23 protein-coding genes, 1 tRNA gene and 1 pseudogene are annotated in these 23742 nt (G+C 72.4%); 15 read left to right on the top strand and 10 right to left on the bottom strand.

Annotation, left to right across the window (positions count from 1 at the left end; all coding sequences use genetic code 11):
• Positions 1-79: 79 nt before the first annotated feature.
• The 3 genes from ACWEEU_RS01005 (at position 80) to ACWEEU_RS00995 (ending at position 3003) form a co-directional block, all read left to right on the top strand.
• On the top strand, positions 80-442 hold the full coding sequence (locus tag ACWEEU_RS01005; protein ID WP_385745870.1) for a TraR/DksA family transcriptional regulator: 363 nt from the start codon (positions 80-82) through the stop codon (positions 440-442).
• Positions 443-655: 213 nt separating this feature from the next.
• A complete protein-coding gene (locus tag ACWEEU_RS01000) occupies positions 656-2254 on the top strand; it encodes a sulfite oxidase (RefSeq protein WP_451727108.1) in 1599 nt (532 codons plus the stop codon).
• Positions 2255-2346: 92 nt separating this feature from the next.
• Positions 2347-3003, top strand: a complete 657-nt coding sequence (locus ACWEEU_RS00995) for a fasciclin domain-containing protein (protein WP_385745873.1) — start codon at positions 2347-2349, stop codon at positions 3001-3003.
• 97 nt (positions 3004-3100) lie between these two features.
• Here ACWEEU_RS00995 and ACWEEU_RS00990 read toward each other — a convergent pair whose 3' ends face one another.
• Together ACWEEU_RS00990 and ACWEEU_RS00985 are read right to left on the bottom strand one after the other, a co-directional pair.
• On the bottom strand, positions 3101-3850 hold the full coding sequence (locus ACWEEU_RS00990) for an anti-sigma factor (RefSeq protein WP_451727105.1): 750 nt from the start codon (positions 3848-3850) through the stop codon (positions 3101-3103).
• Positions 3847-4431: a sigma-70 family RNA polymerase sigma factor gene (locus ACWEEU_RS00985; RefSeq protein ID WP_385749308.1), complete on the bottom strand. Its 585-nt coding sequence runs from the start codon at positions 4429-4431 to the stop codon at positions 3847-3849. Before ACWEEU_RS00985 ends, ACWEEU_RS00990 begins: the two co-directional genes overlap by 4 nt.
• A 145-nt stretch (positions 4432-4576) precedes the next feature.
• Between ACWEEU_RS00985 and ACWEEU_RS00980 the strand changes: the two genes are divergently transcribed.
• Positions 4577-5986, top strand: coding sequence for a hypothetical protein (locus ACWEEU_RS00980; RefSeq protein ID WP_451727102.1), 1410 nt, complete (start codon positions 4577-4579; stop codon positions 5984-5986).
• A gap of 62 nt (positions 5987-6048) precedes the next feature.
• On the opposite strand, the gene ACWEEU_RS00975 is transcribed toward ACWEEU_RS00980, so the two are convergent.
• Positions 6049-6666, bottom strand: coding sequence for a hypothetical protein (locus tag ACWEEU_RS00975; protein WP_451727099.1), 618 nt, complete (start codon positions 6664-6666; stop codon positions 6049-6051).
• A 229-nt stretch (positions 6667-6895) separates the two neighbouring features.
• Here ACWEEU_RS00975 and ACWEEU_RS00970 point away from each other — a divergent pair, with 229 nt between their 5' ends.
• Entirely contained in the window at positions 6896-7513 is a 618-nt protein-coding gene (locus ACWEEU_RS00970; protein ID WP_451727096.1) for a hypothetical protein, read from the top strand.
• A gap of 59 nt (positions 7514-7572) precedes the next feature.
• Here the strand turns inward: ACWEEU_RS00970 and ACWEEU_RS00965 are convergent.
• Positions 7573-7648: transfer RNA gene (locus ACWEEU_RS00965), tRNA-Arg, on the bottom strand.
• 206 nt (positions 7649-7854) lie between these two features.
• On the opposite strand from ACWEEU_RS00965, the gene ACWEEU_RS00960 reads away from it, so the two are divergent.
• The gene (locus ACWEEU_RS00960) at positions 7855-8616 is read left to right on the top strand and encodes an SDR family NAD(P)-dependent oxidoreductase (protein ID WP_451727093.1); all 762 of its coding nucleotides are present in this window, start codon (positions 7855-7857) and stop codon (positions 8614-8616) included.
• Positions 8617-8622: 6 nt separating this feature from the next.
• Here the strand turns inward: ACWEEU_RS00960 and ACWEEU_RS00955 are convergent, their stop codons facing one another.
• Positions 8623-9960 carry a M6 family metalloprotease domain-containing protein gene (locus ACWEEU_RS00955; protein ID WP_385749295.1) on the bottom strand — a complete coding sequence of 446 codons (1338 nt, stop codon included), beginning with the start codon at positions 9958-9960 and terminating at the stop codon, positions 8623-8625.
• 341 nt (positions 9961-10301) lie between these two features.
• Here ACWEEU_RS00955 and ACWEEU_RS00950 point away from each other — a divergent pair, with 341 nt between their 5' ends.
• Positions 10302-10943, top strand: a complete 642-nt coding sequence (locus tag ACWEEU_RS00950; protein WP_385749292.1) for a TetR/AcrR family transcriptional regulator — start codon at positions 10302-10304, stop codon at positions 10941-10943.
• A 221-nt stretch (positions 10944-11164) separates the two neighbouring features.
• On the top strand, positions 11165-12706 hold the full coding sequence (locus tag ACWEEU_RS00945; protein ID WP_385749290.1) for an MFS transporter: 1542 nt from the start codon (positions 11165-11167) through the stop codon (positions 12704-12706).
• Between the two features lie 36 nt (positions 12707-12742).
• Here the strand turns inward: ACWEEU_RS00945 and ACWEEU_RS00940 are convergent, their stop codons facing one another.
• Complete coding sequence (locus tag ACWEEU_RS00940; RefSeq protein WP_451727088.1) at positions 12743-13252, bottom strand: MarR family winged helix-turn-helix transcriptional regulator; 510 nt, start codon at positions 13250-13252, stop codon at positions 12743-12745.
• Between the two features lie 119 nt (positions 13253-13371).
• Between ACWEEU_RS00940 and ACWEEU_RS00935 the strand changes: the two genes are divergently transcribed.
• Complete coding sequence (locus ACWEEU_RS00935) at positions 13372-14178, top strand: dioxygenase family protein (protein WP_451727085.1); 807 nt, start codon at positions 13372-13374, stop codon at positions 14176-14178.
• 22 nt (positions 14179-14200) lie between these two features.
• On the opposite strand, the gene ACWEEU_RS00930 is transcribed toward ACWEEU_RS00935, so the two are convergent.
• Positions 14201-14725 carry an N-acetyltransferase family protein gene (locus ACWEEU_RS00930; protein ID WP_451727082.1) on the bottom strand — a complete coding sequence of 175 codons (525 nt, stop codon included), beginning with the start codon at positions 14723-14725 and terminating at the stop codon, positions 14201-14203.
• A 193-nt stretch (positions 14726-14918) separates the two neighbouring features.
• On the opposite strand from ACWEEU_RS00930, the gene ACWEEU_RS00925 reads away from it, so the two are divergent.
• Both ACWEEU_RS00925 and ACWEEU_RS00920 read left to right on the top strand, forming a co-directional pair.
• Positions 14919-15917, top strand: coding sequence for a sigma-70 family RNA polymerase sigma factor (locus ACWEEU_RS00925; protein WP_385749283.1), 999 nt, complete (start codon positions 14919-14921; stop codon positions 15915-15917).
• Between the two features lie 487 nt (positions 15918-16404).
• On the top strand, positions 16405-17229 hold the full coding sequence (locus ACWEEU_RS00920; RefSeq protein ID WP_451727576.1) for a TetR/AcrR family transcriptional regulator: 825 nt from the start codon (positions 16405-16407) through the stop codon (positions 17227-17229).
• 34 nt (positions 17230-17263) lie between these two features.
• On the opposite strand, the gene ACWEEU_RS00915 is transcribed toward ACWEEU_RS00920, so the two are convergent.
• The gene (locus tag ACWEEU_RS00915; RefSeq protein WP_451727079.1) at positions 17264-18238 is read right to left on the bottom strand and encodes a helix-turn-helix transcriptional regulator; all 975 of its coding nucleotides are present in this window, start codon (positions 18236-18238) and stop codon (positions 17264-17266) included.
• Between the two features lie 237 nt (positions 18239-18475).
• Between ACWEEU_RS00915 and ACWEEU_RS00910 the strand changes: the two genes are divergently transcribed.
• Genes ACWEEU_RS00910 through ACWEEU_RS00895 form a run of 4 tightly spaced genes read left to right on the top strand, consistent with a single transcriptional unit; the run spans position 18476 to position 22459 of the window.
• Entirely contained in the window at positions 18476-19237 is a 762-nt protein-coding gene (locus ACWEEU_RS00910; RefSeq protein WP_385749274.1) for a DeoR/GlpR family DNA-binding transcription regulator, read from the top strand.
• A complete protein-coding gene (gene pfkB, locus ACWEEU_RS00905) occupies positions 19234-20181 on the top strand; it encodes a 1-phosphofructokinase (protein ID WP_385749271.1) in 948 nt (315 codons plus the stop codon). Before ACWEEU_RS00910 ends, pfkB begins: the two co-directional genes overlap by 4 nt.
• Positions 20178-20333: a hypothetical protein gene (locus tag ACWEEU_RS00900; RefSeq protein WP_451727074.1), complete on the top strand. Its 156-nt coding sequence runs from the start codon at positions 20178-20180 to the stop codon at positions 20331-20333. Before pfkB ends, ACWEEU_RS00900 begins: the two co-directional genes overlap by 4 nt.
• Positions 20330-22459: a PTS fructose transporter subunit IIABC gene (locus ACWEEU_RS00895; RefSeq protein WP_451727071.1), complete on the top strand. Its 2130-nt coding sequence runs from the start codon at positions 20330-20332 to the stop codon at positions 22457-22459. Before ACWEEU_RS00900 ends, ACWEEU_RS00895 begins: the two co-directional genes overlap by 4 nt.
• Before the next feature lie 101 nt (positions 22460-22560).
• Here ACWEEU_RS00895 and ACWEEU_RS00890 read toward each other — a convergent pair whose 3' ends face one another.
• Both ACWEEU_RS00890 and ACWEEU_RS00885 read right to left on the bottom strand, forming a co-directional pair.
• The gene (locus ACWEEU_RS00890; RefSeq protein ID WP_385743275.1) at positions 22561-23310 is read right to left on the bottom strand and encodes a DUF6227 family protein; all 750 of its coding nucleotides are present in this window, start codon (positions 23308-23310) and stop codon (positions 22561-22563) included.
• 202 nt (positions 23311-23512) lie between these two features.
• Positions 23513-23725: pseudogene (locus ACWEEU_RS00885) on the bottom strand (P1 family peptidase); the annotation flags it as partial.
• Positions 23726-23742 lie beyond the last annotated feature (17 nt).

The following is a 23742-nucleotide window of genomic DNA, read 5'->3' as shown; positions in this document are numbered from 1 at the left end:
CCGCGCAAAGAATCAGCGCACGGCATACGCCCGCGCGACGGAACGGAATACGCCCGCGAAAGGCATCGTTTGCGGTGAAATGACCGACTGGACGACGGAGGTCCGCGACCGCCTGGCAGCGGAGCGCGAGGCCACGAACGCCCGGATCAAGGCGCTGAGCAGGGACTTCCAGGCGATCGTCGAGGCGAACGCCCTGGTGGCGGTGGACGACGAACACGACCCGGACGGCTCCAGCACCGCCTTCGAGCGGGCCCACGTCGCCTCCCTGCTCAAGCAGGCCGAGGCTCACCTGGACACCCTGGACGACGCCCTGACCCGCCTCGCCGAGGGCACCTACGGCCACTGCGAGACGTGCGGCCGCCCGATCCCGCCGGAACGGCTGGCGATCCGGCCCGCCGCCACGATGTGCGTGGAGTGCGCGGGCGCGAAGCGGCGGCGTTAGCGGGGGCGGAGGCTGATCCCGAGGGCGGCAGCGCCGGCGGCCCGGCGCGGGCGACGAACAGGGTCCTTGCCCTCGGGACCCCGAGCAGGTGACCCTCACGACCCCGAACAGGTAATACGTGGCCGCGCACCGGCCCGGATGGGTCCCGGATCGATTTTCACCTGATCCGGGGAACGCACCCATCCGCCCAGGTCACAGCGCCGGATTCCCCTCGTGAGAGACGAGGAGAAAGATCCCGCGGCCCACCCGGGCCCGCTGCGCCGGGCACTTGGCGCGCTGAGCGGGCTGCTCGCCGGTTTCGGCGCGCTGGCGACGGCCGAGCTGACCGCCGCCGCCGTGCGTCCGCAGTCCGGTCCCGTCGTCGCCGTGGGCGGCGCGGCCATCGACGGCACGCCCGCCGCCGTGAAGGACTGGGCGATCCGCCAGTTCGGGACCGCCGACAAGCTGGTGCTCCAGGCGGGCATCGTGGTCGTGCTGGCCGTCCTGGCGGCCGGGCTGGGCGCGCTGGCGTCACGGTTCCGGCGCGCGGGGGCGGCCGGGGTCCTGCTCTTCGGGGCCGTCGGCGCGGTGGCCGCGACCGGCCGCCCCGACTCCACGGGACTCACCGACGCCCTGCCGTCCCTGGTCGGCGCCGCGGCGGGAGCGCTGCTCCTGTACGCCCTCGCGGGCCGCCTCCGGCACCGGCGCGACGAGTCCGGCCCCACCCGCGCGACCACCGGCGCCTTCGACCGCCGCGGCTTCGTCCTCACGGCGGCGGCCACCGCGGCCGCGTCGACCGCCGCCGGGGCGACCGGCAGGTACCTGAACCGAGCGAGCGGCAGGGGCGCGGTCGCCTCCCGCGCGGCCGTCGTCCTGCCCCGCCCCGGCTCACCCGCCCGGCCCGTCCCCGCCCGCGCCGGGCTCCGCATCCCCGGGATCAGCCCGTTCGTCACCGGGAACACGGACTTCTACCGGGTCGACACCGCCCTGGTCGTGCCGAAGATCGACGCGGACACCTGGCGGCTGCGCGTGCACGGCCGGGGCGTACGACGGCCCGCCGTCTTCACCTACGACAGCCTGCTGCGCAGGGAACTGGTCGAGCGGGACATCACGCTGACCTGCGTCTCCAACGAGGTCGGCGGCCCCTACACGGGCACCGCCCGCTGGCTCGGCGTACGGCTCGCGGACCTGCTCGCCGAGTGCGGGGTGCGCCCGCCGTCCCGGGGCGGCCCGGCCGACCAACTGGTGGCCCGCTCGGTCGACGGCATGACGCTGGGCACGCCGGTCGAGGACGTGCTGGACGGCCGCGACGCGCTGCTCGCCCTCGGCATGAACGGCGAACCGCTGCCCTTCGCCCACGGCTTCCCCGTCCGCATGGTGGTGCCGGGCCTGTACGGCTACGTCTCCGCCTGCAAGTGGATCGAGGAACTCGAACTCACCACCTTCGACGCCTACGACCCCTACTGGGTGAAGCGGGGCTGGGCGCGCCGGGCCCCGGTCAAGACCCAGTCACGGATCGACACCCCGAAGCCGTTCGCCCGCCCGAAGGCCGGTCCGGTGATGGTCGCCGGCGTGGCCTGGGCTCAGCACCGGGGCATCGACAAGGTCGAGGTGCGCGTCGACGACGGCCCCTGGCAGGAGGCCCGACTGGCGGAGGACGCCGGCCGGGACACCTGGCGGCAGTGGTCCTTTCCGTGGCAGGCCACCAAGGGCGGACACACCCTCACCGTGCGCGCGACCGACCGCACCGGCGCCGTGCAGCCCGCACGCCGTACGCGCACGGTTCCCGACGGCGCCGACGGGCGGCACTCGGTGGTGGTCACCGTCGAGTGAGACCAGGGGCGTTCACGCCCCCTCCGGACCAACTCCCTTTCCCTTCAACCCTGAACGCGGCAGTCCGCCGCACCCTCAAGAGGAGATCTCTGATGAACACCCGTGCCCGCCGTATCGCCGTCACCCTCGCCGCGACCGCGGTGCTGCCGCTGGCGCTGAGCGCCTGTTCCGGCGACAAGGACGGTGACTCCGGCAAGCCGAGCGCGTCGGGCAAGTCCTCCGCCTCCGCCTCCGCTTCGCAGAGCAGCGGCGACATGGGCGGTTCCGCCATGGGTCAGCCCTTCGGCTCCGCCTGTGCCGCCGTGCCGAAGAACGGCGCCGGTTCCTTCGACGGCATGGCCAAGGACCCGGTGGCCACCGCCGCCTCCCACAACCCCGCCCTGTCCACGCTCGTGTCGGCGGTGAAGAAGGCCGGGCTGGTCGACACCCTCAACAACGCGCAGGACATCACGGTGTTCGCGCCGACCAACGACGCCTTCAAGAAGATCCCGAAGGCGACCCTGGACAAGGTCCTGAACGACAAGGCCGAGCTGACGAAGATCCTCACCTACCACGTCGTCGGCAAGCAGCTCATGCCCGCCGACCTGGCGAACGGCTCCTTCGACACCCTGGAGAAGTCGAAGCTGACGACCTCCGGCTCGGGTGAGTCGTACACCGTCAACGGTTCCGCGAAGGTCGTCTGCGGCAACGTCAGCACCGCCAACGCCCGTGTGTACATCGTCGATTCGGTCCTGATGCCGAAGAGCTGACGCCCGCGCCGGATGCGGAAACGCGCCGTACGGTCTCCTTCCCGGAGGGACCGTACGGCGCGTTCGTCGTCGTGCCGGGGTGGCGCCGTCGTCCGGCTCAGGACGGCATGGTCAGCAGACCGACCGGAGCGCTGGTCGGCCGGGGCGAGCCACCGGCGGGCTCGACGGTGATGCCGATGGCGGAGGCGCCGTCCACCCGTCCCCGCATCAGCACGGTCTGCGCGGCGCGGTCGGCGTTCATCAGGCCCGCGGGACGCATCCGGTCACCGTCCGCGAACCAGAGCTGATACACCTTGCCCTTCGGCGGCGCGGGCATCTCCGACGCCACGAACACCGCCCGGTCCCGGCCGGCGGACACCACCAGGGTGCCGGTGCCGCCCGCGACCCGCGCCGACCGGCTCCGCGCGTCCGGCGCGCTGATCACCCCGGCCACCTCGTCGGCCTGCCGCTCGGCGCGCGCCGCCTGCTGCCGGGCGTCCTGGGCGCGCTCGTACTGCCACACCGCCGTACCGCCGAAGCCCACCGCGGCCGCGAGGCAGGCGGCCAGCGCCCAGCGGGCCGGCCCGCGCCCGCGCGGCAGTCGGCGCCGGACCTCGTCCAGGGGCGCGGTGGCCGGAGGCACCTGGCGCACGGTGGTGACCCGGTGCAGCACCTCGCGGCGCATCGCGTCGCGCACGGGCACGGCGGACGCCGAGGCGAGCCGGGCGGCCGTGGCGGTGAACTCCGCCACCTCCTGGGCGCAGGACGCGCATCCCGACACATGGCGTTCGAAGGCGGCGCGCTCCTCGTCGGGCAGCGCGTGCAGGGCGTAGGCACCCGTCAGCAGGTGCGGATCGGCGGTGGTCACGCGGTCACCCCCAGGCAGTCGCGCAGCCGGACGAGTCCGTCGCGCAGACGGGTCTTCACCGTGCCGAGCGGCAGCGCGAGCGACTCGGCGACCTGGCGGTAGGTCAGTCCCCGGTAGTAGGCCAGGGTGACCGCCTGCCGCTGCAGGTCGGTCAACGTGCGCAGACAGCGCCGTACCTGCTCCTGCTCCAGGCGGTTCTCGACCTGCTCGGTCACCTGGTCGTACGCCGGTGTCCGGTCCAGCAGGGCGGCCTTGGTGTCGCGGGCGGCGGCGGCCTCGACCGACCGGACCCGGTCCACCGCGCGCCGATGCGCCAGCGTGAGGATCCAGTTGACGGCGGTCCCGCGCTCGGGGCGGTAGCGGGGCGCCGTACGCCACACCTCCACCAGGACCTCCTGCGCGACCTCCTCCGACTGCGCCTGGTCCCGCAGCACGGCCCGGACGACCCCCAGCACGGAACCGGCCACCGCGTCGTAGAGCGCCGTGAACGCCTCCTGGTCCCCGAGAGCCACCTCGTGCACCAGGCGCTGGAGATCAGGTTTGGACGACGGACTTGGGCCGATGTGGACGGCTTCCTTCACTGCGGAACTCCCCGGGCGCGACGAACCAGAACATCTCCGCGTAATCCGAGACCGCGGGCGCGGTGGATTGGTCCCGAGTACAACCAAGAGCGAATCCTGCCGGTCTGCTGTGCGTCCCTTCCCGTCAGCCCAGGAGAAGACACACATGCACTCCCGTATACGCCTCACCCTGGCGACCGCCGCCGCGGCCGCCCTCACCGGCGGGCTCCTGGCGGCCGGTGCCGCCCCGGCCACCGCGGCCGGGGCCGCCAAGGCGTACGACTTCAACGGCGACGGCTACCGCGACCTCGTGATCGGCGTCCCGCGCGGCACGGTGAACGGCGCGAAGTCGGCCGGCTACCTGGTCGTGATCCCCGGCTCCGAGAAGGGGCTCGACACCGCCGCCCGGCGCGTCATCAGCCAGGCCAGTCCCTCGGTCCCCGGCGCCCCGGAGGCGAACGACTCCTTCGGCGCGAAGCGAGGCAGCGCCGACCTCAACCGGGACGGCTACGCCGACCTCGTGGTCTCCGCCTCCGGCGAGGCCGGTGCCGACGGCGTCCAGAACGGCCGGACCACCATCCTGTGGGGCAGCGCCTCCGGACTCGCCGGGGGCACGTTCCTGCCCGCCCCCGCCTCGAACGTCAACTCGCTCGGCAGCGGAGGGCTGTTCCCCGCCGACGTCGACGGCGACGGCGCCACCGACCTGGTCAGCCTCAACGTCGCCCCCGACCCCAAGTTCCACAGCGTGAGCGTCACGTCCGGTCCGTTCACGCCGGGCACCACCCCGCCCGCCGCCCACGAGGTCTTCCGCGACCAGCTCCACGAACCCCGGGGCACGGTCGGCGACTTCGACGGCGACGGCCGCGCCGACCTGTTCCTCAACCAGATCGGCTACCAGCACGGCACCCCCTCCGGGCTGGCCCCGGAGCCCTCCTGGACCTACCCCTCGGCGGGCGCCGTGGCCTTCACGAGCGGCGACTTCGACCACGACGGCTACGCGGACATCGCCTCCGGCGGGGGCGGCGGCTCCGAGCTCTCCCACGGCGGCTCCGTCCACGTGGTGTACGGCGGCCCGGACGGCCCCGCGCGCTCCGCCGACTTCAGCCAGGCGACCCCCGGGGTGCCCGGCACCGACGAGGTGAACGACTACTTCGGCGCGGCCCTCTCCGCCGGGGACGTCAACGGCGACGGCTACGACGACCTCGCGGTGGGCGCCCCCTTCGAGACCATCGGCTCCGCGGGGAACGCGGGCTCCGTCACCCTCCTGTACGGCTCCGCGAAGGGCCTCACCGGCAAGGGCGCGGCGGTGTTCCACCAGGGCACGCCCGGTGTCCCCGGCGGCAACGAGACCAACGACGTCTTCGGCCGCGCCGTCTCCCTGCGGGACGTGAACGGCGACGGCCGCGCCGACCTCACCGTCGCCGCACCCGGCGAGGACCACGACACCGGCCGCGTCTGGGAGTTCCCCGCCACCGCCTCCGGCATCACCGCCTCGGGCACGACCGTCTTCGACGCGAAGTCCCTGAAGCTGACGGACCCGACGGGGGGTCTGTTCGGCGCGAGCCTGAACGGCTGACGCCTGACCCCTCACGGGAACGGCCCCGGACGAGAAGTCCGGGGCCGTTCCCCTGCCGTACGTCAGTGGGGGAAGTGCGGGGCGACGGGCGCACCGTTCGCGAGAACGAGCTGGAGCAGGGCGGCGTCGTGGGGGCGCAGCCAATACGACGCGTCGCCGAGGTCCACGGCCGCGGTGTACCCCATACGGGCCTGAACGGCGTTCTGCTGCTGCCGCTCCGGACGTACGACCACCGGCCACTGGACGTTGATCGGCTCGTCGGCAGCGCCCTTCTTGCGCCCGCGCCAGGCCAGCCGGACCGTGCCGTCCCCCGACTGGTCGAGAAGCAGATGCCCGAGGGTCTGGCTCCCGTCGCGCAGCCCGTACGTGAGCATGCTGAGCCGCACGCCCGTCCGCAGCCGTACGGCGTCCGCCTGCACCGTGCGGGAGGGCCCCGTCCCCAGACGGAGAGCTACCTTCGCTGCCCACCCCCGGTACAGAGCGCAGGTGGCCTGCGCCCCTCGCGGAGCCGGGAAGAAGGACGGCGGAAACAGGGCTTGGACCAGCGGGACGAGCACGAAGAGGGAGAACACCATCCCCAGCAGACCGAGCATCATCCCGCCCTCCGCCATACCGGCGAAGAACAGACCGAGGGCTATGGCCATCATGACCACGAACTGCATGAGAAGACGGACGTTCACGTTTCTACCGGCACGCTTTCTGTTTCCGACGGGCGAGGCGGCAGGTTATCCGGCGTCAGAGCGATGTGACCATGGAATTACAGGCTCAAGGCGGCGATCAATACGCACCCTTTACCTGAAGCCCCCGCGGCCTGACCGGTGCTCAAAAAATCTTGGTGGAGCGTACAACCACACAACTCCTCCACGAGTCATACATGCGCACTGCACACTCGTAGCCCTCGGGGGACCCATGGACCAGCAGTACCCGCAGCAGCCTCAGCCGCCTCAGCAGCCCGGCTGGAACGGGCCGCAGCAGCCCGGCCAGCCCCCGGCCGGATGGGCGGGTCCCGGGCCGCAGCAGCAGTGGGGCGTGCCGCCGCAGCCGCCGAAGAAGTCGAGCGCGGGGAAGATCGTCGGCTTCGGCTGTCTCGGTGTGGTGGCTCTGGTCGTCGTCCTGGGCATCGCCGGAGCGGCGATGAGCGGCGGCGACTCGAGTGACAGCGGCAAGGACAGGACGATCGCCGCGCCGAAGGCGGGAGCACCCAAGAAGGCCGAGAAGCCGGCCGAGAAGCCCGCCGAACAGAACAAGTCGCAGGCCGACCAGTTCAAGGCGTGTGTCGCCAAGACCGGCACCCCCACCGAAAAGGCCGCCGTCAAGCACGTCACCAAGGTGACCGGCACCGACAAGCGCAATGACCTCCTCGACAGCGCCGAGGTCTACACCGACTTCACCGGCGGCTTCATGAGCGCCGACGCCGGCGACGCCAAACTCATCGCCAGCGCCTTCACCTCCTGCTACAAGTCCGACAACGGCCTCGTCACGGTTTACGGCTCGGACGGCGACATGATCTCCAACGCCAACTACTGACCGACGCGGACCGCCACAACGGAGAAAGCCCCCGTCCGGACGGAACGGGGGCTTTCCTCTGGTGCCCCCGGCAGGATTCGAACCTGCGACACCCGCTTTAGGAGAGCGGTGCTCTATCCCCTGAGCTACGAAGGCGGGGCCTTGCGGAGCGGTGGGGCTCCGGCAAGGGTGTGGGCGGCCACGTCGTGGCTGCCCATGACAGCGTAGCGGATCGAGGGGTGGGGAGTGGGGAGAGATCAGGGCGGGATCGGCCGGGTGGATTAACTCGGGTCCCACGCGCGTTGGTTGATCTCGCGCGTCGTCGGCCGGCGGCGTGGGGGTGCACGCGGCTGGGAGTGCGTATGGGCGGGCGGTTCGAGGGCAAGGTCGTCGTCGTCACCGGGGGTGGCGCGGGGATCGGGCGGGCCAGTGCCAGGGGGTTCGCGGGGGAGGGGGCCAGGGTGGTCGTCGCCGGACCCCGGGGGGAGTCGCTCCAGGAGACCGTGGGGATCATCGAGGGAGAGGGCGGCGTCGCCAGTGCGGTGGTCGCCGATGTGACCCGCGCCGAGGACATGGCGCGGCTCGTGCGGACCACCGTGGAGCGGTACGGCGCGCTGCACGTCGCCCACAACAACGCCGGGATCTTCGGCAGGCCCACCCCCGTCGGGGATCTCGACCCCGCCGACTGGCAGCACGTGCTCGACGTCAACCTCAACGGCGTGCTGCTCGCCCTGCGCGAGGAGATCGGCCACATGCGGGCACACGGGGGTGGCGTCATCGTCAACACCGCGTCCAACATCGGCTATCACGGGCGCCGTCCCGGCATGGCCGCCTACGCCGCCTCCAAGGCGGCCGTCAGTGCGCTCACCCGCGTGGCCGCCCTCGACCACATCGGGGACGGAATCCGGATCAACGCCGTCAGCCCCGGGGCGACCGACACCACCATGTCCCTGCGGCCGGGGGAGAGCGAGGCAGACCGGGCCGCGCGGCTCGCCACCGCCGTACCCGCCGGGCGGGTCGCCTCCACGCGGGAGATCGTCAACGCCGTGCTGTGGCTCGCGTCGGAGGAGTCGAGCTTCGTCGTCGGGCACGATCTCGTCGTCGACGGCGGCGTCACCGCCTGAGGGCCCTCACCTGCGACCCAGTGTCTCCGGCACCGCCCCCGCGGCTCCCGTCCCCTCCGGCACCCCCTTCGCCCGCGTCACCCGCACCCGGTACTTCCCGGACCCGTCCGCGCTCATGACCCGCACGGTGATCCCGTGTCCGCGGTCCCTGAAGGTCTCGCCGGGGGTGTAGGCCGCGTCGGAGAGTTCGGCCTGGACGTTGGGGCTGCGGGTGCAGCCGCCGCTGTCGGGGTGGGCGTCGGCGACGGTCACCGGTCCCCGGCCGGTGTCGATGTCGGCGTCCACCTTGTACACGAGGACACCCGGGCGGCACACGTCCTCGTCGTTGCCCCCCTCGGTGCGCAGCTCCAGCGCGTACGCGGTGCGGCCGTCGACCGGGACCAGGATCAGCTTGCCGCCGCCCTTCTCGTGCAGCGGGGTCAGCGTGTACTCCGTGCTGCCCTTGGCCGTCGCGCAGGCGACCTGGGAGGTGTCGAGCCAGCCGAGCTTCCACTTGTGCCAGCCGAGCAGGTCGTTGCCGGCGCCCCAGTCCTCGCTCATGATGTCCCAGTGGCCCACCGAGCCGCCGCCGTCCTGGGTGTAGAGGTCGGGCAGCCCGAAGGTGTGGCCGTTCTCGTGCGGGAGCACCCGGTATCCGGTCTTGTCGTAGGTGCCGGAGCCGTCGTCCTGGCGGGAGTAGACGAAGGAAGCGTTGGCGACGGGCGTGCCGTCGGCGATGGGGGCGTCCCCGTTGCCGGCGAAGGTCACGGAGAGCACGGTGTCCAGGGCGGAGGGCCCGGCGTTGGGGGTGACCAGGACGTTCAGCAGGTCGTACGAGCGGAAGTCCACCTCGGGGTCGGCGGCGGCCACGATGTCGTGGACCAGGTCGCGGTAGCCGGGGTCGAAGGGGGCGCCGCGTTCTATGCCGTAGTCCTTGAACGGTTTCGGCATCCGCAGCCAGTGGGTGATCGGGGTCTCGGCCCGGTAGTCGAGGCGGCCGTACGACGCCTTGCGGAACCACTCCTGGGTCTGCGGGAAGAACTCGTGGAAGCGGTCGAGCGCGCTGCCCCGGCCCTTGGCGTCGGGGAAGTCGATCATCAGGGTCAGCGCGTGGACGGTGCCGGTGGAGCGGGCGTAGCCGCCGGTGGTGGGCACGCCTTCGGTCATCTGGACGTCGGAGCCGCCGTGGATCATGCAGGGAGCCAGGGCGGCGCTGGTGCGGGTGAGGCCCGTGGGGCCCGCGGAGTGATGCGCCGTGAGCGGTCCCGACCCGGCCGAGGTGCTGACCGCGAAGGTCAGGACGGTCACGGAGGCCAGGGCGGCCACACGGCGCGAGCGTATGCGGCGGGGTGACTGCGGCTGCATACATGGACCTCTCGCTCCACGGCAGCCACCCGTCTCCGGCTGCACCCATGCGCTCACCCTGTGTCGGGCGTGTCGGGGTCGCGCGCTGGGAGAGACCGATCGTGGGATTTCCGTACGAGCAGGTGTGAATCGCATACGCTGGGGGTGAATCGCGGCAAGTGAGACAGAGGTCCACGGCGGCGTGACCCAGGTCACATTGAAAATTTCCCCCGACGGGAAATAACCGGGGAACCCCTCCCCGTTTAGACCTGTGTCCGCGCGAAACGGGGAAGCGCTCCCCGGAACGCCGGATCGGCAAGCCTTCTGTCCACCCACCCGACTCGTCCGAAGTGGAGTTCGCCGTGCAGACCGCAGCCCCCGCCCGCAAGGCGTCCCGGCCCCGCGCCGACGCGCTGCGCAACAGGGAGCGGATCGTCACCGCCGCCCGCGAGATGTTCGTCGAACACGGCCTGCACGTGCCGCTCGACGAGATCGCCCGCCGGGCCGGCGTCGGCAACGCCACGCTGTACCGCAACTTCCCGGACCGCGACGCCCTGGCCCGTGAGGTCGTCTGCTCCGTGATGGACCGCACGGCCCGCGCGGCCGAGCAGGCCCTCACGGAGACCGGCGACGCCTTCGCCGCGCTGGAGCGCTTCGTGCACGCCGCCGCCGAGGAGCGGATCAGCGCGTTGTGTCCGATGATCTCCAGCGACTTCGACCACGACCACCCCGACCTGGAGGCCGCGCGCCGACGGATCGAGGGGCTGGTCGCGGAGATCATGGACCGCGCGAAGGCCGCCGGGCAGTTGCGGACCGATGTCGGCGTCGGTGACCTGCTGGTCGCCGCGGCGCAGCTCAGCCGGCCCCCGGCCGGCACGGCCTGCTTCAGCGTCGACCGCTTCGTCCACCGTCATCTCCAGTTGTTCCTGGACGGTCTGCGGGCCCCGGCCCGTTCCGCCCTGCCGGGTACGGCCGTGACCATGGAGGACCTGCGCCGGCCCTGACCGAACCGATCTGACCGCCTGACCGACCGGTCCGGCCGGGCCCGCGCCCCGGCTCCGCGACCCACACGCTTCCGGCCGCCCCGAGGGCGCGCCGCCGATACCGCACGCCTCGCGTCCGTACAGCGCCGTACGAATCGCCCGCGAGGTGCTCGCCAGCCTCACGAATCCTCACGAATTCCGTTGCGAATTCCTCCTCACGAAGTACCGGAGTGGGTACCCCCATGTCTCAGACAGCCGACAAGGCTCCCGTCGCCGCGTCCGGCGGCGACAGCAACCGCTGGAAAGCGCTCGTCTTCATCGCGCTCGCCCAGCTGATGGTCGTCCTCGACGCCACCATCGTGAACATCGCCCTGCCGTCCGCCCAGCGCGACCTCGGCATCTCCGACGGCAACCGGCAGTGGGTCGTCACCGCCTACGCCCTCGCCTTCGGCGGCCTGCTGCTCTTCGGTGGCCGCATCGCCGACAAGTGGGGCCGCAAGCGCGCCTTCCTGATCGGTCTCATCGGCTTCGCCGCCGCCTCCACGCTCGGCGGCATCGCCACCAGCGGCGTCATGATGTTCGGCGCCCGCGCCCTGCAGGGTGTCTTCGGCGCCCTGCTGGCCCCGGCCGCGCTCTCCCTGCTCGCCGTGATGTTCACGGACGCCAAGGAGCGGGCCAAGGCGTTCGGCATCTACGGCGCCATCGCGGGCGGCGGCGGCGCCGTCGGCCTGATCCTCGGTGGCTTCCTCACCGAGTACCTGGACTGGCGCTGGACCTTCTTCGTCAACGTCCCGTTCGCCGTCGTCGCCGCGCTCGGCGCCTGGTTCGTCATCCGTGAGCCGGAGGGCGGCCGCAACCGCTCCCCGCTGGACGTCCCCGGCGTCATCCTCTCGACCCTGGGCCTGGTCGCCCTGGTCTACGGCTTCACCCGCGCCGAGTCCGACGGCTGGGGCGACGGCCTGACCATCGGCATGTTCGTCGGGTCCGCCGTGCTGCTGCTGGCGTTCGTGCTGGTCGAGTCCCGCGTCAAGGCCCCGCTGCTCCCGCTGCGCGTGGTCGCCGACCGCAACCGCGGCGGCATCTACCTCTCGCTCGGTCTCGCCATCATCGGCATGTTCGGCCTGTTCCTCTTCCTGACCTACTACCTGCAGATCGTGAAGGGCTACACCCCGGTCAAGACCGGCTTCGCGTTCCTGCCCATGGTCGCGGGCATGATCACCGGCTCGACCCAGATCGGCGCCCGCCTGATGACCCGCGTCCCGGCGCGCTTCCTCATGGGCCCGGGCTTCTTCGTCGCCGGCGTCGGCATGCTGCTGCTGACCCAGCTCGAGGTCGGCACCTCCTACGCCACGACGCTGCTGCCCGCCATGGTGCTGCTCGGCCTCGGCATGGGTACCGCGTTCATGCCCGCGATGTCGCTGGCGACCATGGGCGTCGAGCCCCGCGACGCCGGTGTGGCCTCCGCGATGGTCAACACCTCGCAGCAGGTGGGCGGCGCGATCGGCACCGCCCTGCTGAACACCATCGCCGCGTCCGCGACCACGTCGTACATCAAGGACCACATCGCCGGTGCGGCCTCCAAGCCGCAGGCGCAGCTCGTCCAGCTCCAGGGCATGGTGCACGGCTACAGCACGGCGATCTGGTTCGCGGTCGGCATCCTGGCGCTGGCCTCGCTGATCGCGTTCACCTTCGTCAACGCCGGACGTCCGGGTTCCACCAAGGTGGCCTCCGGCGACGGTGAGGGCGTGGCGGACGAGGTGCAGATCCCGGTGGTCGCGCACTGAGCCGCCGGCCCCTGACGTGAGGAGGGCCTGCCCGGCTCAGCGCAGCCAGGGCAGGTCGGCACCCGCTTCGCTCGGCTGAAGACCCTCGGCGACGATCTGCATGATCTCGCCGAGGGTCTTCTGCTGTTCCGGCGTGAGCCGGTCGAACAGCGCCTGCCGTACGGCGGTCACATGGCCGGGCGCGGTCCGGCGCAGCACCTCCGCGCCCTCGTCGGTGAGCACCGCGAACTGGCCGCGCCTGTCTGAGGGGCAGTCCTCGCGCCGCACCCAGCCGTTCTTCTCCAGGCGGGCGACGGCGTGCGAGAGCCGGGAGCGGGTGATCTTCGACTTCCGGGCCAGCTCGGTCATCCGCAGCCTGCGGCGCGGTGCCTCGCCGAGGCTGACGATCAGGCCGTAGTACATGTGGGGCATACCGGCGTCGCGCTGGAGCTGCCGGTCGAGATGGTCGTCCAGAAGCGTCGTGGCATGCAGGTACGAGCGCCAGACGCGCTGTTCCTCGTCGGTGAGCCAGCGGTGCCGGTCGGCGGAGTCCGATGCCGTGTTCATGCCTCCCACTGTACGAGGCGTGTCCTTGAAAGTTGAACAACCGGGGCGTACGCTGTTTCCATAAAGCTTGAGAGTTAAAGTATTCCTCTCAGGGTGACCGACCACCGGGAGCCGCCGTCATGTCCGCCGTGTCCGCCGCCGTCCAGCAGGAGCCCGCCCGCCCGGACCGTATGCCCGCGCTCTACCTCAGCCACGGTGCCCCGCCGCTCGCCGACGACCCCGTCTGGCCCGGCCAGCTCGCCGCCTGGTCCGCCAAGCTGCCCCGGCCACGCGCGATCCTCGTCGTCTCCGCCCACTGGGAGGAGGCCCCGCTCGCGCTCGGTGCCACCAGCACCGTCCCGCTGGTCTACGACTTCTGGGGCTTCCCCGAGCACTACTACCGCGTCCGCTACGCCGCCCCCGGCGCCCCCGAGCTGGCCGACTCCGTCCGCAAGCTGCTCCGCGCCCCCGGCACGCCCGTCCAGGACATCCCCGACCGGGGTCTGGACCACGGCGCCTACGTCCCGCTGGTCGAGATGTTCCCGGACGCCGACATCCCCGTCCTCCAGGTCTCGCTGCCCACCCTCGACCCGGCCCGCCTGATGGACCTCGGGCGCAAGCTGGCCCCGCTGCGCGACGAGGGGGTGCTGATCGTCGGCTCCGGCTTCTTCACCCACAACCTGGCCGCCCTGCGCCACGCGGGCGTGCCGAGCTGGTCCGCCGAGTTCGACGACTGGGGGCGGCGGGCGCTGGAGGCCCGCGACTGGGACGCGCTGCTGGACTTCCAGGCGACCTCTCCGGCCGGGCGCTACGCCCACCCCCGCACCGAGCACTTCGCGCCGCTCTTCGTCGCCATGGGCGCGGCCGACGGCGACCTGGACGGGCCGCGCTCGGTGATCGACGGCTTCTGGATGGGGCTGGCGAAGCGGTCGCTGCAGTTCGGGTGACCGCTCGCCGGCGAGGGCGGCGTCAGCGGCCCGGCAGCTCCTTCTCGTACCAGGCCACGTCCCAGTAGCGGCCGAACTTGCGGCCCACCTCGCCGAAGGTGCCCAGGTGCCGGAAGCCGAAGCGGGTGTGCAGCCGGACGGACGCCTCGTTGGGCAGCGCGATCCCGGCGAAGGCGCGGTGCACGTCCTCCTCGGCCAGTGCCGCGAAGAGGGCGGTGTAGAGCAGGGTGCCGACACCCCGGCCCGTCGCGCCCGGAGCGAGGTACACCGAGGTCTCCACGGAGGTCGCGTACGCCGCCTTCGGCCGGTGCGGGCCGGAGGTGGCGTACCCGAGGACCCGCCGGGAATCCGGGTCCGTGGCAACCATCAGGCGGTGCGGGCCGTCTTCCGGGTGGGAGAGCAGCCAGTGCCGTCGGGCCTCCTGGGTGAATTCCGCCGTGTCGAAGGTGACGGCCGTCTCACGTACGTAGTGGTTGTAGAGGTCCGTGAGGGCGCCGAGGTCGGCCTCCGTGCTGGGTCTGACCTGCGCCTGCGTGCGTCCGGACACCGTCGCCCCTCCCTGTGTGGCCCGCAGGGTACTGCATGATCAGGAAATTCGGGGGGCGGGTGGGGAATTCTGTCCGGATTCCAGTCGTTGTTTCCCACGGATGCAGGGCACTCGAGGAGAGTCCCGAGAGAGAGTCCCGGGAGTGCTGAGCGTTCATTTCAAGACCTACCCGCCCAATCGCAAGGGAGCACGCATGGCAACCCGTGCCGTCGCCCGTCGTAGGTCGGTCACCGGCGAGACGGCCGACTCGGCAAGCAGCGTTCGCGTCCACAGCGGCGAGATAGCCGACCGGGACCTGGTCGGCATGTACCTCGACGAGATCGCGCGCACGCCGCTCCTCGATGCCGCCAAGGAGGTCGAGCTGTCCCAGGCCATCGAAGCGGGTGTGTTCGCGCGGCAGGTGCTCGACGGAGCGGAGCAGACCGCCGCCGAGGCGAGCCGCGCAGAGCTGGAGACGCTGGTCGAGGAGAGCGAGCGGGCCAAGGACGTCTTCATCCGCTCCAACCTCCGCCTCGTCGTGGCCGTGGCCCGGCGCTACCCGCGCAGCGGTCTGCCCCTGCTCGACCTGATCCAGGAGGGCAACGCCGGCCTGGTGCGCGCGGTCGAGAAGTTCGACTACCGCAAGGGCTTCAAGTTCTCGACGTACGCCACCTGGTGGATCCGTCAGGCCATCACCCGCTCCATCGCCGACCAGTCCCGCACCATCCGGCTCCCCGTCCACCTGGTGGAGGAGCTGGGCCGCATCCGACGTGTCCAGCGCGAGTTCAACCGGGAGAACGGCCGCGAGCCGGAGCCCGCGGAGATCGCCGCCGAGCTGGGGTCGACGCCGGAGCGCGTGACGGACGTGCTCGACTGGTCCCGCGACCCGGTCTCGCTGAACATGTCGGTGGACGACGAGGGCGAGACCCAGTTCGGCGACCTGCTGGAGGACACCTCGGCGGTCTCCCCGGAGCAGTCGGTGCTGAGCCTGCTGCGCCGCGAGGAACTGGACGACCTGATCGGCCGTCTGGACGAGCGCACGGCCTCCATCATCAAGATGCGGTACGGCATCGAGGACGGCCGTGAGCGCACCCTCACCGAGGTCGGCAAGGAGCACGGTCTGACCCGCGAGCGCATCCGGCAGATCGAGAAGCACGCCCTGCTCGAACTGAAGAAGCTGGCCCGCGACACCGGGTTCGACGCGGCCGCCTGATCGTCACGTCCAGTGCGGCCGGGTGGCGGAGGACCGCGCCAACATGGCGCGGTACCGCCGCTTCAACGCCCGGCCCCGGGGGAACAACCCTTCCGGGCCCAGGAGTTCGAATGCTCCCGGGGCCGCACTCCCCACCTGAGATTGCCGCACTTCCCCCACGCACCACCTATGAGCCAGTTCCGGCGCCATCCCCCCCGGCGCCGGGACTCCCCAGCCGGGCTCGGCGCCTACCCCCCCCAGGCGCCGGGCCCGGCTTTTGCGTGGGACGGGGCGGCGCGAGAATTCTGTGGAGAGACGGGCCACCCCGCACCTGAACCGCGGGGTGGCCCATCGAATGGCAGATTCTGCCACATGGGCATAGCCTGCCGACGTGAGCACCACCCGTACCACCGGCACCACCGGCACCACCGGCACCACCGCACACCGGCAGCGTTTTCCGGCCTCGCCCTCGGCGTCCCTGACCGAGCGCCGGAAGGCCGAGACCCGTATGGAGATCGCCCGCGCCGCGGCCACCCTCTTCGTCCGGCAGGGCCTCAAGGCGACCCGCGCCGAGGACATCGCGGCGGCGGCCGGCATCGCCCCGCGCACCTTCTACCGCTACTTCGCCTCCAAGGAAGAGGCAGTCGCCCCGCTCTACGCGGCCGGCGCCGAGTGCTGGACCCAGGCGGTCCGCGCCGCCCCGGCGCACCTCACCATCCCGGGGGCGCTGCGTCACGCGGTCGAACACACCCTCGCCCCCGGCAGCGGAGTCTCCGCCTCCACCTGGGAGTGGGCCCGCACCCTCGTCCGCATGGCCCACACCGGGCCCGCCCTGCGGAAGGTGTGGGCGGAGGTCTGCCAGGAGGCGGAGGAAGAGCTGGCACGGGCGCTGGCGGAGCGGCGTACGGGGGCGGCGGCGCCGACCCGGTCGGCCGAGGAGTCCGACAACGTTGCCGGGCCCGGGGCGGACGCCGGGTCCTCGACGGCCACGGGCTCCGCGGCCGGCGCCGGATCCTCGGCGGGCGCCGGCGCCGCGACGGGTGTCGGGCTCGCGGCGGATGCCGGTCCGGTGGCGGGCGCCGGTCCCGTATCGGGCACGGGCTCCTCGGCGGGAGCCGGGTCTCCCGTCGGCGTTGAGGGGCAGCCCGCCCCCGTCACTCCCCGCCTCCGCTTCGCCGCGGCCGTCGCGGGCGCCGCCGTACGGGTCGCCGTCGAGTCCTGGGCCCACACCACCGCCCCGCACACCGGTGCCACGGGTCCCGCCGCGCTGGCCCTGCGGAACCTGGACGCGCTGACGGGGTTCGACTGGGAGGAGGAGCCGGGGAGGGGCTAGGAGTGGGGGGAGGGCGGGAATGGTCAGACAGGCCCTAGGTGCCGGACGCGTCCGTCGCCCGGCTCAGGCGCGCGCCCAACTCCCGCACGCAGGAGACCAGTTCTTCCGGCTCCAGGACCGTGAAGTCGTACCCCGCGAGCCCGAGCCGTACCGCCAGCCACTCCACCGGCTCGCTGCTCGTCCCCGTGAGCACCGAGCCGCCGTCCCTGTGACTCTCGAGTGCGCCGAGCCGCCTGGGCAGGCGGGTGGCGACCGTCTCGGGCGGCTCCGTGAAGCGGACGGTGAAGGTGTAGCTGCCCTGGTGGAGGTGGATCGAGCGGCGCAGGTACTCCTCGACGCCGCCCTCGGGCAGGTCCCGGGGGGTGAACCGGGCTCCCGTGGCGAAGGGTTCGCTCACCCGGTCCACCCGGAAGGTCCGCCAGTCCTCGCGCTCCAGGTCGTAGGCGACCAGGTACCACCGCGTGCCCGTGGACACCAGCCGGTACGGCTCGGTCAGCCGGTGGGACTCGCCGCCGTCCCCGGCGCGGTAGGCGAAGCGCAGCCGTTCGCGTCCGGTGACCGCCGAGGCCAGCGCGGTCAGGGTCTCCGGCGTGATGCGTGGGCCGCTGCCGCCGGTCAGCGGGGTGGTCGCGGCCTGGAGGGTGGTCACGCGGTGGCGCAGCCGGGCGGGCAGCACCTGCTCCAGCTTCGCGAGCGCCCGTACCGACGCCTCGTCCACGCCCGCCACCGCGTGCCCCGCCCCCGCGCGCAGCCCGACCGCGATGGCCACGGCCTCCTCGTCGTCCAGCAGCAGCGGGGGCATCGCCTTGCCCGCGACCAGCCGGTACCCGCCTTCGGAGCCCAGGGTGGCCTGCACCGGGTAACCCAGCTCGCGCAGCCGCTCGATGTCCCGGCGCACGGTACGGCGGGAGACCCCGAGCCGGTCCGCCAGCTCCCCGCCGGGCCACTCGCGCGGGGTCTGGAGCAGGGAGAGGAGGCGGAGCAGGCGGGCGGGGGTGTCCGTCGTCATGGATCGAGGATGACGGAGAACGAGGACAGAAGCTGGCCGCTTTCCCGGGAGGTTTCCGTTCCTGTCCGCCTGGAAGTCCGTTCATGCCCGAATCACGTCCGAACCCGTTTACTTTCCGGAAATCTCGGCGTAGCCTCCGAGTGAAACCACACGTTCGGGCATCAATGGCGATGTCCGGACGGTGGGAACCGTACGACGACCGAACAGCGGTCCGGAGACGACGCGGAGGCGGCGGAGATGTACGCACCGGAGCGGCAGCAGGCGATCCTCCGGCTGGCCCGTGAGGGCGGCCGGGTGGACGTGCTGTCGCTGGCCGAGGAGTTCCAGGTCACGGCCGAGACGATCCGCCGCGACCTCAAGGCCCTCGACCGCGCGGGCCTGGTCCGCCGGGTGCACGGCGGGGCCATCCCGTCCGGGCGTCTCGACTTCGAGCCCGACCTCACCGAGCGCGAGTCCACCGCCGCCGACGAGAAGGACCGCATCGCCAAGGCGGCCCTCGCGGAACTGCCCGTCGACGGCACGGTGATCCTCGACGCCGGTACGACCGTCGCCCGGCTGGCCGCCGCGATCCCGCTGGAGTCCTCGCTCACCGTCGTCACCCACAGCCTGCCCATCGCCGCCCGTCTCGCGGACCACCCGGGCATCCAGCTCCATCTGATCGGCGGCCGGGTCCGGCACCGTACCCGCGCCGCCGTGGACGCCTGGGCGCTGCGCGCCTACGGCGAGATCCGCGCCGACGTGGCCTTCGTCGCCGCCAACGGCTTCTCCGCCGAGCACGGGCTGACCACCCCCGACCTCGCGGAGTCCGCCGTCAAGCGCGCGGCCGTCGCCGCCGCGCGCCGGGTCGTCCTCCTCGCGGACTCCGCCAAGCACGGCCAGGAGCACTTCGCCCGCTTCGCGGGACTGGACGACGTGGACCTGCTGATCACCGACAGCGGGCTGAGCCCCGACGACGCGGCCGCCATCGAGCGCGGCGGCACGGAAGTAGTACGCGCATGATCCTCACCGTCACCCCGAACCCGTCCCTGGACCGCACCTACGAGGTCCCCGCCCTGGAGCGCGGCGAGGTCATCCGCGCCTTGGGTGACCGCATGGACCCGGGCGGCAAGGGTGTGAACGTCTCGCGCGCGGTCGCCGCCGCCGGACGGCGCACGGTCGCCGTACTGCCCCTGGGCGGCGCCCCCGGCGCGCTCATCTCCGAACTCCTCGACGCGCAGGGCATCGAGGTCGCGCCGGTGCCGATCGCCGGGGCCACCCGGTCCAACATCGCGCTCGCGGAGGCCGACGGCGTCCTCACGAAGATCAACGCGCCGGGACCCGAACTCTCCCCGGACGAGCAGGAGTCGCTCCTCGACACCGTCCGCGCGCACGCCGCCGGTGCCGACTGGATCGCCTGCTGCGGGAGCCTGCCCCGGGGCCTGGCCCCCGCCTGGTACGCCGACCTCGTCACCCGGGCGCACGCCGCGGGCAAGCGCATCGCCCTGGACACCTCGGGACCCGCGCTCTTCGAGGCGCTGCGCGCCCGGCCCGACGTGGTCAAGCCCAACGCCGAGGAACTGTCCGAGGCCGTCGGACGCCCCCTGCTCACCGTGGGCGACGCGGTCAAGGCCGCCGAGGAACTCCGCGAGATGGGCGCCCGCGCCGTGCTCGCCAGCCTCGGCGCCGACGGCCAGTTGCTCGTGGACGGTGACGGCGCCTGGTTCGCGACCGCGCCCGTCGACGCCGTACGCAGCAACGTCGGCGCCGGTGACTCCTCGCTCGCCGGGTTCCTGATCGCGGGCGGCAGCGGACCGGAGGCCCTGGCCTCCGCCGTCGCGCACGGCGCGGCCGCCGTGCAGTTGCCCGGCAGCGTGATGCCGACGCCCGCCGACCTGGACCCGGCGGGTGTGACGGTCACGGCGGACATCCCGTCCGACCGCCCGCTCAGGGAGCCGGTGTCATGAGCGCCACGTTCCCGTCCCGACGGTCCGCCCGGGCGGCCGACGCCGTGACCGCCCTGTTCCACACCTCCCCCTTCCCCCACAGCAGCACCCTCGTCCCCCGTCACGCCCACCCCACCCCCTGGGCGATACGCGAGCAAAGGAGCCCGCGATGAGCGAGATGATCACCGCGGACCTGGTCGACCTCGACCTGTCCGCCGAGAGCAAGGAAGCGGCGGCGCGTGCCCTCGCCGAACGGATGGTGGCCAAGGGCCGGGTGACCGACCTGGAGGGCTTCCTCGCCGACGTGGCCGCCCGTGAGGCGCAGATGCCGACCGGCCTCGACGGCGGCATCGGCATCCCGCACTGCCGCAGCGAACACGTCACCGAGCCGACACTCGCCTTCGGGCGCAGCGCGGCCGGGATCGACTTCGGCGCGGCGGACGGCCCGGCCGACCTGATCTTCCTGATCGCGGCGCCCGCCGGTGCCGACGACGCCCACCTCACGATCCTCTCCTCGCTGGCACGCCAGCTCATGAACACCGAGTTCACCGACGCGCTGCGGGCGGTCTCCGACCCGGGTACGGCGGCGGCGCTGATCCGGGGCGAGGAGTCTCCGGCGCAGGCGCAGGCGCAGGCGCAGGCGCGGACCGCGGAAGCCGAGGTCGCGGACCCGGGCGCGAAGGGCGCCCCCGAGAACACCGCCACGGCGTCGGCGGCGGCCTCCGCCGACGCCGCGGCGGGCAGTACGGCTCCGGCGGCCCCGGACGAGACGGCGGCCGAGAAGACTCCGCAGCCCTTCCGGATCGTCGCCGTCACCTCCTGCCCCACCGGCATCGCCCACACCTACATGGCCGCCGAGTCGCTGGAGAACGCGGGCCGCGAGGCGGGCGTCGAGCTGGTCGTGGAGACCCAGGGCTCGGCGGGCTTCACCCGGCTCGACCCGGCCGTGATCGCGGCGGCGGACGCCGTGATCTTCGCCCACGACGTGCCGGTGCGCGAGAAGGACCGCTTCGCGGGCAAGCCCACCGTGGACGTCGGCGTGAAGGCGGGCATCAACCGGCCCGCCGACCTCATCACCGAGGTCCGGGCCAAGGCGGAGCGCGGCGAGCGGACCGCCCCCGCGGGTGCCGCGGCCGGAGGAACCCCCGTGGAACGCGCTGGCGACTCCACCGAGGGCTACGGCACCAAGCTCCGCAAGTGGCTGATGTCCGGCGTCAGTTACATGGTCCCGTTCGTCGCGGCGGGCGGTCTGCTCATCGCCCTCGGCTTCGCGATCGGCGGTTGGACGGTCAACAAGGCCCCCTCCGTCATGGACCACTTCGTGTGGACCCAGGCCGACAGCTGGGGCGCGCTGCTGTTCCAGATCGGCGGCATGGCCTTCAACTTCCTGGTCCCGGTCCTGGCCGGTTACATCGCCTACGGCATGGCCGACCGGCCCGGTCTCGTCCCCGGCTTCGTCGGCGGCGCGATCTCGCTCAGCATCAACGCGGGCTTCCTCGGAGGTCTCGCGGCCGGTCTGATCGCCGGTGGCGTGGTGATGGCGATCCAGCGGGTGAACATCCCGGCGGCGCTGCGCGGCATCATGCCGGTGGTGGTGATCCCGCTGATCTCCTCGGCGATCGTCGGGTTCCTGATGTTCGTGGTGATCGGCAAGCCCATCGCCGCCGCCCAGAAGGGCATGACCGACTGGCTCAACGGCCTCACCGGCACCAACGCCATCCTGCTCGGAGCCCTCCTCGGTCTGATGATGTGCTTCGACCTCGGCGGCCCGGTCAACAAGGTGGCCTACACCTTCGCCACCGCCGGTATCGCCGTCGCGAGCCCCAGTGACTCCGCGATGAAGATCATGGCCGCGGTGATGGCGGCCGGCATGGTCCCGCCGCTGGCGATGGCCCTGGCGACCACCGTGCGCGGCAGGCTCTTCACCCCGACCGAGCGCGAGAACGGCAAGGCCGCCTGGGTGCTCGGCGCCTCCTTCATCTCCGAGGGCGCCATCCCGTTCGCGGCGGCCGACCCGCTGCGGGTCATCCCGTCCGCGATGGTCGGCGGCGCGGTCACCGGTTCGCTGTCGATGATGTTCGGCGCGACCCTGCGCGCCCCGCACGGCGGCATCTTCGTGGTCCCGCTGATCGGCAACGCGTTCCTCTACCTGGTCGCCATCGCGGCGGGCGTCTGCGTCAGCACCGCCTTGGTGATCCTCCTCAAGGGCACCCGCAAGCAGCCCGGCGACAATGCCTCCGGCTCCGCCGGAACGCCGGCCGAGGACAAGCCGGGCGCGAAGCAGCCGATAGCCGCCTGAGGCTGCCGCCTTCGACGCGAGGCGTCACGGCCCGGACCTCCGAGTCCCGGGCCGTGACGCCTTTTCGGCACCCGGGGTACGTCTCGGGCGGGGGTGAACCGTCAGCCGTGCGTGGCCGCCCGCCGCTCCATGGCGTCCCGGGCCGCGTCCTGGCTCGTGTACACCTCGCACATGTGCCGCCCGTCGGGCGTCGCCGTGTGCTCGACCTCCCACAGGGAGATCTCCCGGCCGTCCCGCAGCAGGAACGCGTGCTCGTACAGCGCGAAGCTCAGCCCGGCCCGCGCCGTCTTCCGGCCGGGGCGGCCGAACGCCTGGGTGATCTGGTGCGCGGCGGTCGTCGCGAGCAGCGCCGCCGTCTCCGCGTCCGGCCGGTCCGGGTTCTCCGCCCGGCGCAGCAGCCGGCGGGCGTGGTCCGCCGAGTTGTCCGCGACGTACACATGGCGCGGCTCGGGGACCGCCGACAGCTCGGCCAGCAGCGGCAGTTCGAAGTCGGGCGTCTCCTGGGGGAGCGCGAGGCGTGCGGTGGCCGTCTGGAGTTCCTCCTCGTCGATGTACACCTCGTGCTGGGCGTCGCCGCCCGGGGCGGTGTTGTGGACCAGCTCCCACAGAGTGACCGCCGAACCGTCCGCGAGGAGCCAGGTGTGGCGGTACGTCTCGCGGTGCAGCCCCGCGCTGTGGTGCGCGGAGTGCAGCGAACTGTCGTGCGCCAGCGCGCAGTCGAGTCGGCGTATCACCTCGTCGGGCAGCTCGAAGGAGTTCAGGGTGCGGCCGAGGAGCCGCTCGAGGTGCTCCTCGGGAGACTCGGGCGACTCGGCGGATTCGTACTCCGCCGTCTCGTACGGAACGCTCAAGGTTTCTCCCGGCGTCGCTGCATGTCACCTGGTGGGTGCATACCGTAGCCCCTCGGTCGGACATCGTGCCCGGGAACCGAGAAACGTACTAGGGGTAAACGCCCGCCGGGCGCGGATGGTTCCCGCGAGCTGGGCTTCCGTGAAAAAAATCCGTCCGTTTCTTCTGTCACGGCAGCCCCAACCACCCTGGAAAAAGCGGGCGTTACCGGACCGCCCCGCCCACGCGCCGCGCTCCGTACAGCTCCTCGTGCGACGGCCGCTCCCCGCCCGGACCGGCCACCGGGCGCGCAGCATGCACGGCGCGCACGATCGCGCGCGTCACCAGATCCGCGCCCGCATCGAGGAGCCCGTTGAGCGCCAGGGGCTGTTCGGGGTCGAGCGGCCGGGCACCGGTCGCCCGGGCGAACAGCCCGTCAGCCGTCATGCCCCTCA

The sequence above is a fragment of the Streptomyces sp. NPDC005004 genome (assembly GCF_053600675.1).
Note: the sequence above shows the minus strand (reverse complement) of the source record. Positions and strands in the feature narration are given on the sequence as shown.

Bases quoted from the DNA above. Each gene is read 5' to 3' on its own strand.
- ACWEEU_RS01005 (WP_385745870.1), top strand. From the start codon at position 80: ATGACCGACTGGACGACGGAGGTCCGCGACCGCCTGGCAGCGGAGCGC.
- ACWEEU_RS00995 (WP_385745873.1), top strand. From the start codon at position 2,347: ATGAACACCCGTGCCCGCCGTATCGCCGTCACCCTCGCCGCGACCGCG.
- ACWEEU_RS00980 (WP_451727102.1), top strand. From the start codon at position 4,577: ATGCACTCCCGTATACGCCTCACCCTGGCGACCGCCGCCGCGGCCGCC.
- ACWEEU_RS00970 (WP_451727096.1), top strand. From the start codon at position 6,896: ATGGACCAGCAGTACCCGCAGCAGCCTCAGCCGCCTCAGCAGCCCGGC.
- ACWEEU_RS00960 (WP_451727093.1), top strand. From the start codon at position 7,855: ATGGGCGGGCGGTTCGAGGGCAAGGTCGTCGTCGTCACCGGGGGTGGC.
- ACWEEU_RS00955 (WP_385749295.1), bottom strand. From the start codon at position 9,960: ATGCAGCCGCAGTCACCCCGCCGCATACGCTCGCGCCGTGTGGCCGCC.
- ACWEEU_RS00945 (WP_385749290.1), top strand. From the start codon at position 11,165: ATGTCTCAGACAGCCGACAAGGCTCCCGTCGCCGCGTCCGGCGGCGAC.
- ACWEEU_RS00940 (WP_451727088.1), bottom strand. From the start codon at position 13,252: ATGAACACGGCATCGGACTCCGCCGACCGGCACCGCTGGCTCACCGAC.
- ACWEEU_RS00935 (WP_451727085.1), top strand. From the start codon at position 13,372: ATGTCCGCCGTGTCCGCCGCCGTCCAGCAGGAGCCCGCCCGCCCGGAC.
- ACWEEU_RS00925 (WP_385749283.1), top strand. From the start codon at position 14,919: ATGGCAACCCGTGCCGTCGCCCGTCGTAGGTCGGTCACCGGCGAGACG.
- ACWEEU_RS00920 (WP_451727576.1), top strand. From the start codon at position 16,405: ATGGAGATCGCCCGCGCCGCGGCCACCCTCTTCGTCCGGCAGGGCCTC.
- ACWEEU_RS00915 (WP_451727079.1), bottom strand. From the start codon at position 18,238: ATGACGACGGACACCCCCGCCCGCCTGCTCCGCCTCCTCTCCCTGCTC.
- ACWEEU_RS00910 (WP_385749274.1), top strand. From the start codon at position 18,476: ATGTACGCACCGGAGCGGCAGCAGGCGATCCTCCGGCTGGCCCGTGAG.
- pfkB (WP_385749271.1), top strand. From the start codon at position 19,234: ATGATCCTCACCGTCACCCCGAACCCGTCCCTGGACCGCACCTACGAG.
- ACWEEU_RS00900 (WP_451727074.1), top strand. From the start codon at position 20,178: ATGAGCGCCACGTTCCCGTCCCGACGGTCCGCCCGGGCGGCCGACGCC.
- ACWEEU_RS00895 (WP_451727071.1), top strand. From the start codon at position 20,330: ATGAGCGAGATGATCACCGCGGACCTGGTCGACCTCGACCTGTCCGCC.